Raw genomic sequence first — 16,793 nt, 5'->3', positions numbered from 1 at the left:
CTGCGGGCCTTCCTTTGACATGGGTGGCCAGACTTCTATCCTTCACAATAAAGAAAATCGAGGACGCTTGTTATGAAACTGACCTGGTATGGACACTCCGCCTTCCGCATTGAAACGAAGGACGCCAGGATCCTTATAGACCCTTATCTTATCGGCAACCCTTCGTGGTCGGATGGGTGGGAAGGGCCAGCTGAAGACATTACCCATGTGCTGCTTACCCATGGCCATGACGATCACATCAGCGGCGCGGCGGAGGTCCTAAAGAAGTCCGGCGCAATGCTGGTCGCGAATTTCGAAATATGCATGTTCCTGGTCGGCAAGGGTGTCAACGGCGACAAGATCAATCCCGGCAACATCGGCGGAACCGTCGATTGCGGTGCGTTTACCACGACCTTCGTTCAGGCGGTGCATTCCTCGTCATCACTGGGCGAGGGCGGTTTGAACACCTATCTCGGCAACCCTGGCGGACTGGTGCTGCATTTTCCCGATGAAGAGACGCTCTATCACATGGGTGATACCGACATCTTTTCCGATATGGCGCTCATCAACGAACTGCATGAACCGAAGATCGGCATCGTGCCGATTGGCGACCGCTTCACCATGGGCGGAGCGGTGGCAGCTCTTGCCTGCCGGCGTTTCTTCAAGTTTGAAACCACGGTGCCTTGCCATTTCGGCACTTTCCCGATGATCGACCAGACGGCGGACAAGTTTGTTGCCGGCATGGAGGGATCCGGGGTCAAGGTTGCCTTGCCGAAGATCGGACAGACGATCGAAATTTGATCTATCGACGGATCGTCGGTGCGCGAGCGGGACATGCAAGGTTGCGCAGTGCCCGCCGCGCGGCTATAGCCCAAGCAGGTTTTTCCAAGGCTTGAAGCAGGCTTCCGATGTCCGTTGATCTTCAGACAGTAAAGCGCGTAGCGCGCCTTGCCCGCATCGCGGTTAGCGATGAAGAGGCTTCGCGCATGACCGGGGAACTCAACACGATCCTTGGCTTCGTCGAACAATTGAGCGAGGTGGATGTTTCGGGTGTCGAACCGATGACCTCGGTCACGCCGATGGAGATGCGCAAGCGTCAGGACGCCGTCACCGATGGCAACAAGGCCACCGACATCGTTGCCAACGCGCCGGCAACCGAAGAGAATTTCTTCCTTGTGCCGAAGGTGGTGGAGTAGGCCTTGGCTGTCGGGATCACCGTCGAGACGCCTTTGCAGGACGACGTGCGTGCGCTTGTCGCGGCGTTGAACGCCTATCTTATCCCGCTGACGCCTCGCGAATATCAGTTTCAATTGACCGTCGAGCAGATGGCCGAGCCGTCGGTGACTCTGTTTGTCGCGCGCGAGCAATCTGGCCGCGCAGTCGGCATGGGCGCGCTCAAAGATCACGGTACCGGTCAGGGCGAAGTGAAGCGCATGTTCACTCTGCCGGAAGTGCGCGGCCAGCGGGTTGGCTCACTTCTGCTGCAACGCATCGAGGCGCTGGCCCGCGAGAAGGGCATTGGCCGTCTCGTACTCGAAACCGGAGAGGCGCCAGGCTTTGAACCCGCCTACCGTGTGTACGAACGCGGCGGCTTCGAGAAATGCGGCGCGGTGCTCGACTACCCCGATTCCGGCCATTCCCGATTTTACGAAAAGAAGCTTTCCTGATGACCGATCTGACCAGACTGACGATAGCCGAGGCCCGGGCAAAGCTGCGTAGCAAGGAAATCAAGGCGGCGGAAATCACCGACGCGTATCTTGCTGCGATTGAGCAAGCCAATCCCGTTCTGAATGCCTACATCACTGTCACACATGACAAGGCTCGCGACATGGCCAAGGCCTCGGATGCGCAGCTGGGCAAGGGTGAGGGCGGTGCCCTTGAAGGTATACCGCTTGGCATCAAGGACCTCTTTGCCACCGAGGGCATCCACACCCAGGCGTGCAGCCACGTGCTCGACGGTTTCAAGCCGCGCTACGAATCGACGGTAACGGCGAACCTGTGGGCAGACGGTGCCGTCATGCTTGGCAAGCTCAACATGGACGAGTTCGCCATGGGCTCGTCCAACGAGACGTCCTATTACGGGCCGGTCATCAACCCGTGGCGGCGCTCACGTATCGAAACATCGGTAACGCCGACCACGCATCACGGCGATGGCGGGTTCACGTCTCCCAGCGGCATCAAGACTGAACGCGCGCTGGACAATGCACAGCTCGTACCGGGCGGCTCCTCTGGCGGTTCGGCGTCTGCCGTCTCGGCGTTCCTCTGTGCCGGTGCCACCGCAACCGATACGGGCGGATCGATCCGCCAGCCTGCTGCTTTCACCGGCACGGTCGGCATCAAGCCAACCTACGGCCGCTGCTCGCGCTGGGGCATTGCAGCTTTCGCCTCCTCGCTCGATCAGGCCGGTCCGATTGCCCGTGACGTGCGCGATGCCGCGATCCTGTTGAAATCGATGGCGTCGGTCGATGCCAAGGACACCACCTCGGTCGATAGACCTGTGCCGGACTACGAAGCGGCGATCGGACGGACGATCAAGGGCATGAAGGTCGGCATTCCGAAGGAATACCGCGTCGATGGCATGCCACAGGAAATCGAGGCGCTGTGGCAGAAGGGTATTGCCTGGCTGAAGGAGGCCGGTGCCGAGATCGTCGATATCTCCCTGCCGCACACCAAATACGCCTTGCCCGCCTACTACATCGTGGCGCCTGCTGAAGCCTCGTCCAACCTCGCGCGCTATGACGGTGTCCGCTACGGCCTGCGCGTGCCGGGCAAGGACATCGTCGACATGTACGAGAAGACGCGCGCCGCGGGCTTCGGCAACGAGGTCAAGCGCCGTATCATGATCGGCACTTATGTGCTGTCGGCTGGCTATTACGACGCCTACTATCTGCGGGCTCAGAAGGTGCGCACCCTCATCAAGCGCGATTTCGAGAATGCCTTCGCTGCCGGCGTCGATGTCATCCTGACCCCGGCGACGCCATCTGCGGCCTTCGGTATCGCGGATGAGGATATGGCTTCCGATCCGGTCAAGATGTACCTCAACGACATCTTCACCGTTACCGTGAACATGGCCGGCCTGCCGGGCATTTCCGTTCCGGCCGGCCTCGATCCCAAGGGATTGCCGCTTGGCTTGCAGCTCATCGGCCGGCCGTTCGAGGAAGAAACGCTGTTCCAGACCGCGCACGTCATCGAGCAGGCGGCGGGAACCTTCCAGCCGCAGAAGTGGTGGTAAGTTTCTTGATCGGGTGAGGTTGGGGCATGTTCTTCTACCTCTCCAAATTCTTCTGGGCCGTCGCTCAACCGCTCAACCTTGCCATCATCCTCTTGCTGGCGGCGCTCTTGGCCGCCTTCATCGGGTGGAGGCGGCTTTCGGTAGCTGGCACCACACTGGCCTTTCTCGTCCTGGCAATATCCGCCTGGACGTCGGCGGGTGCGCTGATGCTGAACCCGCTGGAGGAGCGTTTCCAGCGTCCGCAGCCGCCTGCCGCAATCGACGGCATCATCGTACTTGGCGGCGGCTTCGAGGGCGCGATCAATCTGGCGCGCGGCGGCTATGAATTGAACAAGGCCGGCGATCGCTTTGTCGAAGCCGCAGTGCTGGCGCGGCGCTATCCGGATGCAAAGATCGTAATATCCGGTGGGCTGGGCTCGGTGTTGCTTGATGGCGAGGAAGACGCCACCACAGCTTCGCGTCTGCTGACGGCGCTTGGCGTTGCCCCGGAGCCTTTGATCCTCGAGGGCAAATCCCGGGATACCTACGAGAACGCGCTCTTCACCAAGGAACTGGTGGCGCCGAAGTCCGGCGAAAGATGGCTGCTCGTTACTTCCGCCTTCCATATGCCGCGCTCGATGGCTCTGTTCGAGAAGGCCGGCTTTGCGGTTATCCCTTGGCCGGTGGACTATCGTACATCGGGCAGGGAGGGCGTGGGCTTCTTTACCGACAACACGGCGGATTCCCTGCAAAACACCACGCTGGCAATTCGCGAATGGATCGGTCTGGTCGCCTATTGGCTGTCGGGCAGGATCGACACGCCGTTTCCGGGACCCGCTAGCTGAGCATCAATCCCTGAGCGTCATGCGGTCGCCGCGCACATCGAAACCCGACAGCGAGCCGATGAAGTTCATGCCGAGCAGGCTCTGCTGGAGCGCACCCGGTGCGGCGACCAGCACCGGCATGTCGTGGCGCACGATGTTGCCGATTGAAATTTCGTCGGCGCGCACCGCCGAGGCGCTCGCCGTGCCGTTGGCTGTAGAGACCTGCACAGTGTAGCGCAGCGCTTCCGGATCGTAGCCGACGGCGCGGGCGTCGTCCGCGGTCAGAACCGTGGATGTTGCGCCGGTATCGACCACGGCGCTTATCTGCTTGCCGTTGATCGTCATCAGCGTTTCGAAATGGCCGCTGCGCGCCTTGTCCAAGGTGACGGTGGCGCGGCCGTCCTCGACGCTGAGCATCAGCGGGCTGCCGGGAACGAGGCCGGCGGTGACGCGGCTGGCGAAATCCTGCAGTTCGTAGCGATACTGGTAGCCGGCGATCAGCCCGAGCACGATGACCGCCCAGAGGCCCAGCGTTCCAAACATCTCGCCGAAACGGCGGCCCGAGCGCAAAAGGCCTGCACCGATGACCGCACCCAACACGCCAAGCCAGATCAACTGGCCAAAATCGTCATTTGCGAACCCCAGCGTGCTGCCAGAGGAATGGTTGTAGATGAGCATGGCAAGCGCCACGCCAATGATGCCAAGGATGATCCAGAGGCCGCGGCTCATGTCGGTCAGGATGTTTCGCTGCGTTCGCGCGCCATGCGTGAGCGTCGGGTTTCGCGGCGCGGCTTGCGCTCCACCGTTTCCAGCCTTGCCGGCAACTCGCCCATGATCTCGCGCCGCGTTTCGGACGTCATGCTGATCCAGCCGGATATTTCGTCGCGCGTGCGCCCGCAGCCGAAGCAATATCCGGTCTTCATGTCTATCGAGCAGACCAGAATGCAGGGCGATTCAATTGCGGTCATGATTGGATCCAGAACTATTCTCCACATGGTGCAACGGAAGGGACGATGCAAGTCCTTCCTATTTCGTCGCATGTCGCCGTTTTCGCGCCATTCTTCATTGTCTCGGGATTTCCCGGGGTTTATGCCGCAGGCAAACCCAGGGACGCCCCATGACCAGCGCATTGCCTTTCGACGATTTCCGCAACCTCCTCGCCGCGCTGCCCGCCGCCGACGGCAACGCCGCAGCGACGGTGCGGGAGGTTTTCGCCAAAGCGGACAAGCCCGAAGGCTCGTTGGGACGCATCGAGCACATTGCTGCATGGTTAGCTGCGTGGACCGGCCGTGCCCGCACATCGGTCAATCGCCCGCTGGTCGCGATATTTGCCGGCAATCACGGCGTCGCGCGCCACAATATTTCGCCGCGCCCAGTCAGCGCCACCGCGAGTGCGGTTGAAATGTGCGCGGCCGGTGGTGCGGCGATCAATCAGGTTTGTCTTACCTTCGATCTTGGCCTCAAGGCATTTGACCTCGCTTTGCATATCCCAACCGGCGACATCACCACAGAGGCTGCGCTGGACGAGCGCGGATGCGTCGCCACCATGGCATTCGGCATGGAGGCCATCGCGGGCGGCTCTGATCTTTTGTGCCTTGGCGATCTCGGCGTGGGTAATTCGACCGTGGCGGCTGCCTTGTTCGCCGCGCTTTTCGGCGGCAAGGGGGCCGATTGGGTTGGTCCCGGATCGGGCGCGGATGAGGCCATGGTGACGCGCAAGGCCGACGCCGTCGATGCTGCCTTGGCATTTCACGGCTCTCATCTCAAAGACCCGCTGGAAGCGTTGGCGCGCGTGGGCGGACGCGAATTCGCGGCAATCGTCGGCGCGATACTTGCCGCCCGCACCCAGCGCATTCCCGTCCTGATCGACGGCTTTGCCGCCACCGCCGCCGCCGCCGTGCTTTACAAGGCCAATCCCGCTTCGCTCGATCATTGCCTGCTTGCCAGCCTCTCAGCGGAACCGGCGCATCGGCGTGCTGCCGAACTGCTGGGCATGAAGCCGTTGCTGGACCTCGGAGTCAGCCACGGCGAAGGGGTAGGGGCCGCGCTTGCCGCCGGGCTGGTAAAGGCTGCGGCACAGACTGCTTCCGGCATGGCGCTGGCCTTGAAGTAGCAAGGTACGCTTGTTCATCGCGACGCTGCCTTTCACGTCCGGGGGCCTTCTGCATCGCTTTTGTGCTGCCTGAAAGTCACGGAATGGATCCCGGACAGCCTCGCCATCGCTTTGCTCGGCTCGCTTCCGGGATGACGCGATGGGTAGGAATTGCTTCTTCGCGTGAAGGGACCTTTCCCTTCGTCATCCTCGGGCAAGCCTGAGCGCAGCGAAAGGCGCGACCCGGGGATCCATGCCGTGAGGATTGAGGGTGTGAGGTGGCTCAGAATGAGGAGCCTTCCTTTGCGCCCTTTGTGCGCTGCCGTTTGGTCACGGCATGGATCCTAGGGTCTCCGCACGGCCAGAGGCCTGCTCCGCCCTAGGATGACGAAGAGATGGATATGCTTATTCATCGCCACGCCCGGCTAAAGCCGTCTGGCCATTGTCAAAGAACTGACCTCATCTGAGAGGTCGGGAGGACGGGCGGCCGTTCGGTCGCTCGTTTAGTATAGTAATGCGGCCTTGCGGCCGCCCGTCCGGTGGTCTTGCCTCACCGGGGGCAGCACTCACGCCGAAGGCCCCGATCAAGGCCCGGACTTGGGGGCTCATCACCCAGCCGCACACCGTTATGCGACCAATCCGGCACCGACGCCCTTCCCTGATACCCGGTGCGCACCAGGTCTCCCGCAAGGGCGATGGGACGGATTATGGGGGGAGATGGAGAGGACGTGGATAAGTGGGGTGGAAGATTTTTGCGGAAGTGAGTGGGAACAAGGGGTTGGGCGACGAGTGTGGATGAATTGATCCACAGTTCTGAGCCGCCTACACCCTGCCGCGATGTCACGGAATGGATCCCGGATATTCCTTCCTCGCTTCGCTCGCAAGTGAATTCCGGGATGACGAAGCGGAGGGTTTGCGCTCCCATTTCAGGTGACCAAGCGGAGAGGTTGCACTCCCCAGCAGAGATGACGAAGCGGAGAGGGTGCACCCCAACGCGCTTTGGGATCACGTCTGACTAGCCGGTCTTGCACCCAATGAGGAGAGACTTACACACCACGTCATCCCGGAAGCGAGCCGAACGTAGTGTAGGCGAAGCTGTCCGGGATCCATTCCGTGACAGTGCGGCAATGCTCAGGCGAGGTGGAAAACAGCGCAAATGTAAGCGCGCCCTGCAATGAGTGGATGCGCCAATTTCCAGCCGCCGAGAATGATCCCGGATATTCCTTCCTCGCTCCGCTCGAAAGCGAATTCCGGGATGACGAAGCGGGGAGATTGCGCCCCAACTTCAGGTGTAGGAGAGGAGAGGGGACAGCTTCCGGTATATAGGCGGGCAGGTCACCGCCGCCTTGCGTTGACGACTTCCTTCGTTGGCAACGCGGGCAATTCTTCCATCACGCGCGTGGGCGGGAAGATGACGATTGCCTCGGTTCCTTCACGCAGCTTGGAATGAAGCTGGAAATCGCCGCCATGCATGGCAATCAGGCCCTGAACGATGGGCAAGCCAAGCCCGGTGCCTTGTTCGGCGCTCTTGATGGCGATCGAGCCCTGGCCGAAGGCAGACAGCACCACGGGAATTTCGTCCGCCGGGATACCCGGTCCGTTGTCCTTGACGGAAACATACTGCCCGCCGCCGGCGGTCCAGCCGACACGGACGCGCACTTCGCCTTCCGATGGCGTGAACTTGATGGCGTTGGACAGTAGGTTGAGCAGGATCTGCCGCACGGCGCGCTCATCCGCAAACAGGCGCGGCAGCGTCGGCTCGAACTCCTGGATGATCTTGATGTCCTTGTTGCGGGCCCTCAGCTCCATCATGTGGCAACTGTCTTCAGCCAGCGCCAGAAGCGTCACCGGCTCTTCATTGAGCTGGTAGCGGCCGGCCTCGATGCGCGACAGGTCTAGGATTTCGTTGATGAGGTTGAGCAGGTGCTGGCCCGAGTCGTGAACGTCGCCCGCATAGTCCCGATAGGTAGGATTGCCCATCGGTCCCAGCACTTCGTTGGCCATCACTTCGGAAAATCCGAGGATTGCGTTAAGCGGTGTGCGTAGTTCGTGGCTCATCGAGGCGAGGAACCGCGATTTCGCCAGGTTTGCTTCCTCCGCGCGCCGGCGCGCCTCGTCGGACATCGCGTTGGCCGTCTCGAGTTCGGCGATCAGGGAATCCTTTTCGGAGCGGAACGACATCAGCATGACCGACGACCGATTGAGGTGATGCGCCACATAGGAAAAAAACGGCAGAGCCACCGCAAGCAGACCAAGCATGACCATTTCGATCGGCATCATCGGCTTGGTGATGACATAGGCGTAGACGAGAAGGGGGACCGCGAAGGTCGCGACCAGCGCACCGCTTAGCGAGGAGGTCATGATGGCGGTGGCCGCCATGGCCAAGAGCAGCACCACGGCCTTGATGACCGGAAACTGGTCGATGCCGCAGGCGCCGCAAGTCAGCGAAGCGAAGTAGGCCCAGCCGAGCCCGCTGATGAAGTGCGCGCCGAGGAAGGAGCGTTGCGTCAGCTTGGGTTTGATGTCCGACGCCTCGGTCTTGCTCGTGTGCCTGGCAACCAAGGCGAGACCGGCGTGGAAAACCACGGTAAGCGCGGCCCAGACCAGCATCTGGCTGCCCATGCCGGCCAGCACGCCGGCAGCGGCGATTGCCGCGACAAGCAATGGAATGACAGCGACGCTGCCAATCATGGCATGCGCATGCAGTTTCAGCATTTCACGGTCGAAATCGGGGCTGCCGGATTGCTGCGCAAGACGGTCGCGCGTCTTGCGGACGGCTCGCGCCACATCGCTGTTGCGATGTGGTCTGCGCCGATCCACAATGAACTTGTCCGCCGTATTTGAGCGTTGCAAGGGCATTAAAAACTTCAGCTTATGCGGGTAGCCTATTCAATTGCTAACGCTACGATCGAATGCTTAAGAACTTGTTTGCCATATGAGGGGTCAGTGGTCGCAAAGGCCCCGGCGCCGCTATTTTCTGCAACAAAAGCGCAGTTTGCCGCGCCGCCTGCTCGACTATGCCGTGACGATCGTGCTGCTCGGGACCCTGATCGTTCTCACCGCACGGTTGAACGAGATGGACACGCGCACCGCCGAGGGCAGGGCGGTGATCGTAGACGGCGATTCCATCGAACTTGGCGGGCAGCGCATCCGCCTGCGCGGCATCGATGCGCCGGAGTATCGCCAGACTTGCAGCAGGAACGGCTCGGAATATCCGTGTGGACGCGCTGCGCGCGAGGCCTTGGTGCAACTGACTGCCGGCCGGGCAGTGACGTGCAGCGGCTGGCGCAACGACCGCTACGGCCGCTTGCTGGCCGACTGCAAGGCTGGCGGGATCGACCTCAACAGCGCGCAGGTCGCCGCCGGATGGGCTGTCGCCTATGGCGATTTCGAGGGCGAGGAAGCACGCGCCCGCGCCGCCAAGGCCGGCATCTGGGCCGGAACATTTGACTGGCCGCAGGATTGGCGTGCCGCAAGCAACGGACGCGTCGAGCCGAAGCATGATCTACTGGCTGCGATTTGGGATTGGCTGGAGCGGCTCTGGCAGTAGAGCCGCTCCAGCTCCTTGTTTGAGCCGCATTTCCGGACGCAAAACCGCTTCGCACTTTTGCTGGAAATGCTCCATGAGGCTTATTCCACACCCTATATCAACTGCCTATAGTTCGCGGCGACATGCACTCCCGGGGAGATTGGAATGAAACTTTTCGACGGCGGGCGGGCACCCAACCCGCGCCGCGTGCGCGTATTCCTGGCGGAAAAGGGCATCAGCGTGCCGCTGGTGCCGGTGGACATGGGTGCCATGGAGCATCGCGGCGAGGCAGTGCGCGCGCGCAACCCCTTGCAGCGCCTACCGGTGCTTGAGCTGGACGACGGCACGATCTTGACAGAGTCCGTCGCCATCTGCCGCTATTTCGAGGAACTCCACCCAGAACCTGCCCTGTTCGGGCAAGGTGCGCTCGGCAAGGCGCAAGTGGAGATGTGGCAGCGGCGCATGGAACTGAATTTCATGGCAAGCGTGGCGCATGCGTTTCGCCATGTGCATCCGGCGATGAAGGACTGGGAAGTGCCGCAGATCCCGGAATGGGGGGAAGCGAACAAGCCGAAGGCTGTCGAGTTCCTGCGCTTTCTCGACACGGAACTGTCCGGGCGCGAATTCGTTGCCGGGGATGCCTATTCGATTGCCGATATCACGGGCTTGATTGCCGTCGATTTCATGAAGCCGGCGCGCATCAAGGTGCCGGACGACTGCGTAAATGTGCTGCGCTGGTATCAGGCTGTGTCCAGTCGGCCGAGTGCTGCCGCGTGATGCAAGCCGCAATGCGGGTTCTCCAGCATGAGCCCTGAGCTTTCCCGCCTGACGGCGGAGGTCCGCGCCTGCCGCATCTGCGTCGAGCAGCCGCTGGGCAAGCCGCTGCCACACGAACCGCGCCCGGTGGTCGTGCCGTCGTCCACGGCGCGCATCCTGATCGCCAGCCAGGCTCCGGGCACCAAGGTGCATCTGAGCGGCGTGCCGTTTACCGATGCTTCGGGCGATCGGCTGCGCAGTTGGCTGGGCGTGACCGGCGACGAGTTCTACGATGCGGAAAAATTCGCCATCGTGCCGATGGGGTTCTGCTTTCCGGGGCAGGACGCCAAGGGCGGCGACCTGCCGCCGCGCCGCGAATGCGCGCCGGCGTGGCGCGAAAAGCTGATAGCGTCGATGCCGCAGATCGACCTCGTGCTGACCATCGGCATCTATGCGCAATCATGGCACATGGGCTCGACGCGGCATCCGTCGCTGACCGAGACGGTGATGAACTGGCGGGCGATCTGGCAGGCACCGACGGCAACCAAGGTGTTGCCGCTGCCGCACCCCTCGTGGCGCAATACGGGCTGGCTGAAGCGCAATCTCTGGTTCGAAATGGAATTGCTGCCTTTTCTGAGAACAGAAATCCGCAGTCGGATCGGGTGATATTGCAGCAAGATATCACCCGTATATGCCACATTTTGCGGAATTTTTTTCTTGTGAGGCGGCCTGATCCAGAGGATTATAGATCATCTTTCCTCAGGAGATCCTATGGACCGCCTCGACAGAAAAATTCTCCGCCTTTTGCAAGAAGATGCGACGCTGGCGGTTGCTGACGTTGCCAAGAAGGTTGGCCTCTCGACCACGCCTTGCTGGCGGCGCATCCAGAAGCTGGAGGAGGAGGGCGTCATTCAGCGGCGCGTGGCGGTGCTCAACCCCGAGAAGATCAATGTGCGCGTCAACGTGTTCGTCTCGATCCGCACCAATTCGCACAGCCACGAATGGCTGCGGCGCTTTTCCGAGGTGATCCAGGAGTTCCCCGAGGTGGTGGAATTCTACCGCATGAGCGGCGATGTCGATTACCTGCTGCGGGTCGTCGTGCCCGACATCGCGGCCTATGACGCGTTCTACAAGCGACTTATCTCTAAGATCGAAATCCGCGACGTGTCATCGACCTTCGCGATGGAGCAGATCAAGTACACGTCCGAGCTGCCGCTGGACTACATGGTGCTGGACAAGGAATCGGGAGCGAGCGCGGCCTGAGGCCGCGCGATTTTCCGCTAGTTCTTGGCGATCGAGCCGACTGAAACCGCGTCCACGCGCTTCAGGTTCATGCCGATGACCGGAACGACCTGCTTGTCGACGCGTACCGAAACGGTGACGACCATCGAGTTGTCGTCCGGGATGCGGGCCTGCATCAGGCCGTTCAGCTGATTGCGGTTGATGTTGAAGACGACCTTGCGGGCATCGACCACGCTGCCGGAGATGATGTCGAGGCCGGCACCGGCTGAGCCACCCATGAAGGTGCCCTTATAGCCGTTGCGGCCCTTGTTCTCGACCGTGGCCGACATCTGCTGAGTGAAGACGCCAACGCGGCAGGCGCCATCAAGCGTCATTCCGACTTTTTCAGCGGGCGACGAGCCTGTGAAATTGCAGGTGAATTTCGTGCCCTTGTACTTGCCGGCGATGATTTCGCCGGGGCCGACCCATTTGCCTTCGACGGACTGGAAGAAATCCTTGTCGCGACCGCCGGCGGACGCCGGCATAGTCAAGATTGTGCTCGCCGTTGCAGCCATTGCCAAAGGCAGAACGAAAGACGCGATCACACTTTTCATCGATGGCACCCGGCAACGGAAAGACTGAGGAAGAACTCCGTCGAACCATGAACAAGATTGGTTAATGCTTTGTCACTGGACGGGTCGGCGGAACGAATTTGCGGTCTGAACCGGTCAGCGTTTCCTGAAATTCGGCGGTTGGCGCGGTTGCCTGCCAAAGCTGCTGCTTCAATGTCGCGTCGGGAGCAGCAAAGGTCGACTTGAATGATGTGGCCGAATCGAAAAGAGCAGAAAAGCAATAAAGCAGGCTATATGTACGTATCTGGTGTGCGCCTGCCTTGGGTTTGGGAGATCTAGGTACCTTGTTCCTTTCGGTTTTCGATCTGTTCAAGATTGGTATCGGGCCATCGAGCTCCCATACGATGGGGCCGATGACGGCTGCTGCGCGCTTCCTGGCCGAAGTCATCTCCGACGACTGGCCACGCCCGACCGGAGCGCAGGTGGATCGCCTGGGGGCAAGCCTACACGGGTCGCTGGCCTATACCGGCCTCGGCCATGGCAGCGACAGAGCGGTGATTCTGGGCCTGACCGGCCTTGTCCCAACCACCGTCGATCCCGACCAGGTCGAAGGGATCATTGCGGAAATCAATGCGAAGAAGCGCATTTCGCCGCCCGGACACCCGGCTTACCGCTTCGACCCGGCTACCGATCTCGTATTGGACAAGAAGACGCCGTTGACCGGCCACGCCAACGGCATGGCTTTCTATGCCTACGATGCCGGCGGCCGGCTGCTGCTCAAGCGCATCTACTACTCGATCGGCGGCGGGTTCGTCGTGTCGGAAGAAGAATTGCAGCGCATGAAGGCGCGCGGTTCGGCGACCACCGAAGCCAAGAAGGTGCCGCATCCATTCAGGAACGCCGTCGAGATGCTGGCCATGGCCGCCAAGAGTGGGCTCAGCATCGCCGAAATGAAGCGCGCCAATGAAGAAACCCAGATGGGTCGCGAGAAGCTGGATGACGGCTTGGACAGCATATGGGGTGCGATGAGCGGCTGCATCGACCGTGGCCTCTCGCAGGACGGCATCATGCCCGGAGGCCTGAAAGTGCGCCGCAGGGCGCGGCAGTTGCACGACAAGCTGCAGGAGCAGTGGAGCCAGAACCGGCCCAATCCACTGCTCGCCAATGATTGGCTGTCGATTTATGCAATGGCGGTGAACGAGGAAAATGCGGCCGGTGGCCGGGTGGTGACGGCGCCGACCAATGGCGCGGCCGGCACTCTGCCTGCCGTATTGCGCTACTGGATGCATTTTCATCCAGAGGCCGATCAGCAAAGCATCCGCGACTTCCTGCTCACGGCTGCGGCGGTCGGCGGCATCATCAAGAGCAACGCATCGATCTCGGGCGCGGAAGTCGGATGCCAGGGTGAAGTGGGGTCCGCATCCGCCATGGCTGCTGCCGGGCTTTGTGCGGTCATGGGCGGCACGCCCGAGCAGGTCGAAAACGCGGCTGAGATCGCCCTGGAGCATCATCTGGGAATGACGTGCGATCCGGTCGGCGGACTGGTGCAGGTGCCTTGCATCGAGCGCAACGCGCTCGGTGCGGTGAAGGCGGTGACGGCTGCATCGCTGGCCATCAAGGGCGATGGCAAGCATTTCGTACCGTTGGACGCTGCGATCGAAACGATGCGCCAGACCGGTCTCGACATGAGCGAGCGCTACAAGGAAACCAGCCTCGGCGGCTTGGCCGTCAATGTCGTGGAGTGCTGATTCTGCTTGTGCATAGAGGTCCTGGCGCCCGGTCGTGACATTGAATGACGGCCGCGCCGGGTCTAGATTTCGGCCATGGCACTGAACATCCTGAAATTGTGTGTCGGCTGCGACAGCGTCGAAGACCTCGAAGAATGGGTCGAATCCTGCCTCGCTGAGCGTCGTCGCAACAATCAACCGGTAGAACATTGGCACACGACCCGCATGGTGCCTTCACGCGGTTCGGAAATCACCGACGGCGGGTCGCTCTACTGGGTCATCAAGGGCAACGTGCAATGCCGGCAACTGATCACCGAGATCAGGCCGTTCACCGATGGCGAAGGCATTGGCCGCTGCCAGTTGATGCTCGACCCCGAAATCGTGCGCACGGACTGGCAACCGCGCAGGGCCTTCCAGGGGTGGCGCTATCTGAAGCAGACCGATGCACCGGCAGACCTTGGCAAGGGCAAGGGCGGCTTTGCCGAAATGCCGCCGAAGCTGCGCCAGGAATTGGCTGAACTCGGCCTTCTGTAGTTTCGCTCGAAACAGGCATAGTATCATCGTTCTCGCAGCGAACGCGCCAGTGCGCGTGATCGCGTGCGGTATTCAGGATGGTCGGAAGATATGGCTTTGCTGGCTGCAGTTGTTGCCGTGGTTTTGGTTCTGCTGGTCGCGCTCGGCGGGTTCCTTCGCGCCGATCCTCAGGCATTGGCCCGCAACATCAAACTGAGCGGACCGGTGTTCGCGGGCCTGGCAGGAACGGCCCTGCTTTTTGCAAGGCAGCCGCTTTGGGGTGGGCTGATCCTTTTCGTGGCGATCGCCTGGTACAGCTTCTCGGCAAGAAAACGCCGGGAAGAACCTGCCAGCAGGGCGCTTGTGCGGACCGCGGCGCTTGAAGTGGAAACCGAACACAAGACAGGGAAGGTCGAGGGTCTTGTGCTCGCCGGCCGTCAGGAAGGCAGAACGCTCAGCTCATTGGATCTGGAAGAGTTGAGGCGGCTCTATGCGGAACTGGCTGCCGACACAGAAAGCCAGAACCTACTTGAGGCGTATCTTGATGGCAGATTTCCCATCTGGCGCGAAGACACGCAGGCGAACAGTGGTAAGCGGCTGCGTATTGCGCCAGGTCCGCGCGCCATGACTAAGCAGCAGGCCTACAAGATCCTTGGTCTTGAAGCGGGAGCCGCCGCGGCGGATATCCTTGAGGCGCACCGCCGCCTGATGCAGAGCCTGGGCTCCGATGTCGGTGACGGCACGTCTGTCTTGGCGGCGAGGCTTAACGAAGCCAAGGACGTCCTGCTCTCCAATCACGACTGACTCTCCTTCGATCCGAAACTTGTCCGGGAGATTGTCCACGCGTCGCCTACTGTTCGATGGCGAAGCACTCGATGCGCTTTTTCTTGAGGGCCTTGCAGGCCTTCTGTGCTGCAGTCTGGTTGTCGAAGCCGCTGAACCGCGCACGGAAATAAGTCACGCCGCCCTTGCTGAAGGGCATTGTGAAACCCGATGCATCCGCCAGCACAGCGCTGGCCTGCCTGGATGTCTTGTCGAGGACGGCTTCGGCTTCCGACTTGCTTGGCGACGATGCGATCTGCACGACCCAGCCCGACGGCAGGGAAGCCGTGTTCACCGGGTCGACATGAGCCGGTTCCGGCTCGGCATAGGCCTGTTCAAAGGGAACCTCGGCAGGCGCGGCTGCCACGACCTTGACGGACTTCTTGGGAGTAGGGGCTGCGACCAAGGCCGGAGCAGCACTCGCGACGACAACTTCCTCTGCCTGCGGGCGGTTGTCCGGTGTCGGTGCGTCGTGCTTGGGCAGTATCACCTTGGCAAGAGCCTGCACGGGTGAGCCATTGTCCGACTTGGCAATCAGGTCGCCACCGCCGCGCCGCGACGCCTTGGGCAGATAGGAGGTGATGAGCTTGGCCATCTGGTTGTCGCGGCTGGCGCCGGAGGTGCCGCCCATGACCACCGCGACCATGCGGCGGCCATCGACCGCAACCGACGAGACGAGGTTGAATCCGGACATGCGCGTATAGCCGGTCTTGATGCCATCCACGCCCTTGATGCGGCCAAGCAGGCGGTTATGGCCATTGATGCGCTGGCGCCCATACATGAACGAGCGCTGCGAGAAGTAGCCGTAATATTGAGGGTAGTGCTCTCTCAGCGCGATGCCGAGCGTGGCCATGTCGCGAGCGGTGGTGAATTGGCCCGGATTGGGCAGGCCGTTCGCATTGCGGAATACAGTGCCGTTCATGCCGAGCGAACGCGCCTTTGCGGTCATCATCTGCGCGAAGTTCGATTCGCTGCCGCCCAGCAATTCAGCCAGGGCCGTAGAGGAATCGTTGGCGGACTTCGTCACCATGGACAGGATTGCAGTCTCGACGGAAACGGAACTGCCCTTGCGCACGCCAAGCTTGGTTGGCGGCTCGGCAGCGGCGTTGGCCGAAAACGGAACCTGGGTCGACTTGGTGATCTTGCCCTTCGAAAGCGCCTCGAAGGTCATGTAGAGCGTCATCATCTTGGTGAGCGAAGCCGGATAGCGACGGGCGTTGGCGTTCGACGCGTACAGCGTCTTGCCGGTATTGGCATCGATAACGATGGCCGCATCACGCGCGGCGTGCGAGGCACTGGCTGCAGCCAGCACGAAAGAGACGGCCATGGTGACCGTCGCCAAGGTTCGAAATGACCATGCGGATTTGGAAACGATGCCTGACAACGCCTGACGCACTGATTTTTCCTTTGGATTTTTGTTGCGGTCGAGGCGGCAAAGGTCCGCCCTCATTTTTTGCCAAACTACGGAGGCACCGTTACCAATCCGTTTATGGTAACCGGCGCGTTCACCATTTTTATCGGCATTGAAACGATGTTTATTCGAGTTT

At 61.3% G+C, this 16,793-nt stretch carries 18 protein-coding genes; 13 read left to right on the top strand and 5 right to left on the bottom strand.

Going from position 1 to position 16,793, the window contains the following annotated elements:
• The first annotated feature begins 72 nt into the window (after positions 1–72).
• The 5 genes from ACODTY_RS05810 to ACODTY_RS05790 all read left to right on the top strand — a co-directional run bounded on the left by ACODTY_RS05810 (position 73) and on the right by ACODTY_RS05790 (position 4,035).
• On the top strand, positions 73–780 hold the full coding sequence (locus tag ACODTY_RS05810; RefSeq protein WP_488993336.1) for a metal-dependent hydrolase: 708 nt from the start codon (positions 73–75) through the stop codon (positions 778–780).
• A 107-nt stretch (positions 781–887) separates the two neighbouring features.
• Positions 888–1,175, top strand: coding sequence for an Asp-tRNA(Asn)/Glu-tRNA(Gln) amidotransferase subunit GatC (gene gatC, locus ACODTY_RS05805; RefSeq protein ID WP_488993335.1), 288 nt, complete (start codon positions 888–890; stop codon positions 1,173–1,175).
• Between the two features lie 3 nt (positions 1,176–1,178).
• Positions 1,179–1,646 carry a GNAT family N-acetyltransferase gene (locus ACODTY_RS05800; RefSeq protein WP_488993334.1) on the top strand — a complete coding sequence of 156 codons (468 nt, stop codon included), beginning with the start codon at positions 1,179–1,181 and terminating at the stop codon, positions 1,644–1,646.
• Complete coding sequence (locus tag ACODTY_RS05795) at positions 1,646–3,211, top strand: amidase family protein (protein WP_488993333.1); 1,566 nt, start codon at positions 1,646–1,648, stop codon at positions 3,209–3,211. The genes ACODTY_RS05800 and ACODTY_RS05795 overlap by 1 nt, the downstream gene beginning before the upstream one ends.
• A gap of 26 nt (positions 3,212–3,237) precedes the next feature.
• Entirely contained in the window at positions 3,238–4,035 is a 798-nt protein-coding gene (locus ACODTY_RS05790) for a YdcF family protein (protein ID WP_488993332.1), read from the top strand.
• A gap of 3 nt (positions 4,036–4,038) precedes the next feature.
• Here the strand turns inward: ACODTY_RS05790 and ACODTY_RS05785 are convergent, their stop codons facing one another.
• Both ACODTY_RS05785 and ACODTY_RS05780 read right to left on the bottom strand, forming a co-directional pair.
• Complete coding sequence (locus ACODTY_RS05785) at positions 4,039–4,743, bottom strand: TIGR02281 family clan AA aspartic protease (RefSeq protein WP_488993331.1); 705 nt, start codon at positions 4,741–4,743, stop codon at positions 4,039–4,041.
• Positions 4,744–4,748: 5 nt separating this feature from the next.
• The gene (locus tag ACODTY_RS05780) at positions 4,749–4,982 is read right to left on the bottom strand and encodes a DUF1289 domain-containing protein (RefSeq protein WP_488993330.1); all 234 of its coding nucleotides are present in this window, start codon (positions 4,980–4,982) and stop codon (positions 4,749–4,751) included.
• A gap of 149 nt (positions 4,983–5,131) precedes the next feature.
• On the opposite strand from ACODTY_RS05780, the gene ACODTY_RS05775 reads away from it, so the two are divergent.
• Positions 5,132–6,127, top strand: a complete 996-nt coding sequence (locus ACODTY_RS05775) for a nicotinate-nucleotide--dimethylbenzimidazole phosphoribosyltransferase (protein ID WP_488993329.1) — start codon at positions 5,132–5,134, stop codon at positions 6,125–6,127.
• Between the two features lie 1,314 nt (positions 6,128–7,441).
• Here ACODTY_RS05775 and ACODTY_RS05770 read toward each other — a convergent pair.
• Complete coding sequence (locus ACODTY_RS05770) at positions 7,442–8,965, bottom strand: sensor histidine kinase (protein WP_488993328.1); 1,524 nt, start codon at positions 8,963–8,965, stop codon at positions 7,442–7,444.
• A gap of 136 nt (positions 8,966–9,101) precedes the next feature.
• Between ACODTY_RS05770 and ACODTY_RS05765 the strand changes: the two genes are divergently transcribed.
• The 4 genes from ACODTY_RS05765 (at position 9,102) to ACODTY_RS05750 (ending at position 11,654) form a co-directional block, all read left to right on the top strand.
• Positions 9,102–9,656, top strand: coding sequence for a thermonuclease family protein (locus tag ACODTY_RS05765; protein ID WP_488993327.1), 555 nt, complete (start codon positions 9,102–9,104; stop codon positions 9,654–9,656).
• Positions 9,657–9,800: 144 nt separating this feature from the next.
• The gene (locus ACODTY_RS05760; RefSeq protein ID WP_488993326.1) at positions 9,801–10,412 is read left to right on the top strand and encodes a glutathione S-transferase; all 612 of its coding nucleotides are present in this window, start codon (positions 9,801–9,803) and stop codon (positions 10,410–10,412) included.
• Positions 10,413–10,439: 27 nt separating this feature from the next.
• Positions 10,440–11,057 (top strand): uracil-DNA glycosylase family protein, encoded by a 618-nt coding sequence (locus tag ACODTY_RS05755; protein WP_488993325.1) that lies wholly within the window; start codon positions 10,440–10,442, stop codon positions 11,055–11,057.
• Positions 11,058–11,162: 105 nt separating this feature from the next.
• Positions 11,163–11,654: an Lrp/AsnC family transcriptional regulator gene (locus ACODTY_RS05750; protein ID WP_488993324.1), complete on the top strand. Its 492-nt coding sequence runs from the start codon at positions 11,163–11,165 to the stop codon at positions 11,652–11,654.
• Positions 11,655–11,671: 17 nt separating this feature from the next.
• Here the strand turns inward: ACODTY_RS05750 and ACODTY_RS05745 are convergent, their stop codons facing one another.
• A complete protein-coding gene (locus tag ACODTY_RS05745) occupies positions 11,672–12,226 on the bottom strand; it encodes a hypothetical protein (protein ID WP_488993323.1) in 555 nt (184 codons plus the stop codon).
• Between the two features lie 302 nt (positions 12,227–12,528).
• Between ACODTY_RS05745 and ACODTY_RS05740 the strand changes: the two genes are divergently transcribed.
• The 3 genes from ACODTY_RS05740 to ACODTY_RS05730 all read left to right on the top strand — a co-directional run bounded on the left by ACODTY_RS05740 (position 12,529) and on the right by ACODTY_RS05730 (position 15,228).
• Positions 12,529–13,932, top strand: coding sequence for an L-serine ammonia-lyase (locus tag ACODTY_RS05740; RefSeq protein ID WP_488993322.1), 1,404 nt, complete (start codon positions 12,529–12,531; stop codon positions 13,930–13,932).
• Between the two features lie 75 nt (positions 13,933–14,007).
• The gene (locus tag ACODTY_RS05735) at positions 14,008–14,445 is read left to right on the top strand and encodes a DUF1489 family protein (protein ID WP_488993321.1); all 438 of its coding nucleotides are present in this window, start codon (positions 14,008–14,010) and stop codon (positions 14,443–14,445) included.
• 90 nt (positions 14,446–14,535) lie between these two features.
• Positions 14,536–15,228, top strand: a complete 693-nt coding sequence (locus tag ACODTY_RS05730) for a J domain-containing protein (protein ID WP_488993320.1) — start codon at positions 14,536–14,538, stop codon at positions 15,226–15,228.
• 46 nt (positions 15,229–15,274) lie between these two features.
• On the opposite strand, the gene ACODTY_RS05725 is transcribed toward ACODTY_RS05730, so the two are convergent.
• On the bottom strand, positions 15,275–16,642 hold the full coding sequence (locus ACODTY_RS05725; protein ID WP_488993319.1) for a serine hydrolase: 1,368 nt from the start codon (positions 16,640–16,642) through the stop codon (positions 15,275–15,277).
• Positions 16,643–16,793: the final 151 nt, after the last annotated feature.

The sequence above is a fragment of the Mesorhizobium sp. FG116 genome (genome assembly GCF_057809835.1).
The sequence above is the reverse complement of the archived record's forward strand: the minus strand, read 5'-3'. Positions and strand labels throughout refer to the sequence as shown.

Bases quoted from the DNA above. Each gene is read 5' to 3' on its own strand.
- ACODTY_RS05775 (WP_488993329.1), top strand. From the start codon at position 5,132: ATGACCAGCGCATTGCCTTTCGACGATTTCCGCAACCTCCTCGCCGCG.
- ACODTY_RS05735 (WP_488993321.1), top strand. From the start codon at position 14,008: ATGGCACTGAACATCCTGAAATTGTGTGTCGGCTGCGACAGCGTCGAA.
- ACODTY_RS05810 (WP_488993336.1), top strand. From the start codon at position 73: ATGAAACTGACCTGGTATGGACACTCCGCCTTCCGCATTGAAACGAAG.
- ACODTY_RS05795 (WP_488993333.1), top strand. From the start codon at position 1,646: ATGACCGATCTGACCAGACTGACGATAGCCGAGGCCCGGGCAAAGCTG.
- ACODTY_RS05750 (WP_488993324.1), top strand. From the start codon at position 11,163: ATGGACCGCCTCGACAGAAAAATTCTCCGCCTTTTGCAAGAAGATGCG.
- ACODTY_RS05780 (WP_488993330.1), bottom strand. From the start codon at position 4,982: ATGACCGCAATTGAATCGCCCTGCATTCTGGTCTGCTCGATAGACATG.
- gatC (WP_488993335.1), top strand. From the start codon at position 888: ATGTCCGTTGATCTTCAGACAGTAAAGCGCGTAGCGCGCCTTGCCCGC.
- ACODTY_RS05745 (WP_488993323.1), bottom strand. From the start codon at position 12,226: ATGAAAAGTGTGATCGCGTCTTTCGTTCTGCCTTTGGCAATGGCTGCA.
- ACODTY_RS05730 (WP_488993320.1), top strand. From the start codon at position 14,536: ATGGCTTTGCTGGCTGCAGTTGTTGCCGTGGTTTTGGTTCTGCTGGTC.
- ACODTY_RS05785 (WP_488993331.1), bottom strand. From the start codon at position 4,743: ATGAGCCGCGGCCTCTGGATCATCCTTGGCATCATTGGCGTGGCGCTT.
- ACODTY_RS05790 (WP_488993332.1), top strand. From the start codon at position 3,238: ATGTTCTTCTACCTCTCCAAATTCTTCTGGGCCGTCGCTCAACCGCTC.
- ACODTY_RS05770 (WP_488993328.1), bottom strand. From the start codon at position 8,965: ATGCCCTTGCAACGCTCAAATACGGCGGACAAGTTCATTGTGGATCGG.
- ACODTY_RS05755 (WP_488993325.1), top strand. From the start codon at position 10,440: ATGAGCCCTGAGCTTTCCCGCCTGACGGCGGAGGTCCGCGCCTGCCGC.
- ACODTY_RS05760 (WP_488993326.1), top strand. From the start codon at position 9,801: ATGAAACTTTTCGACGGCGGGCGGGCACCCAACCCGCGCCGCGTGCGC.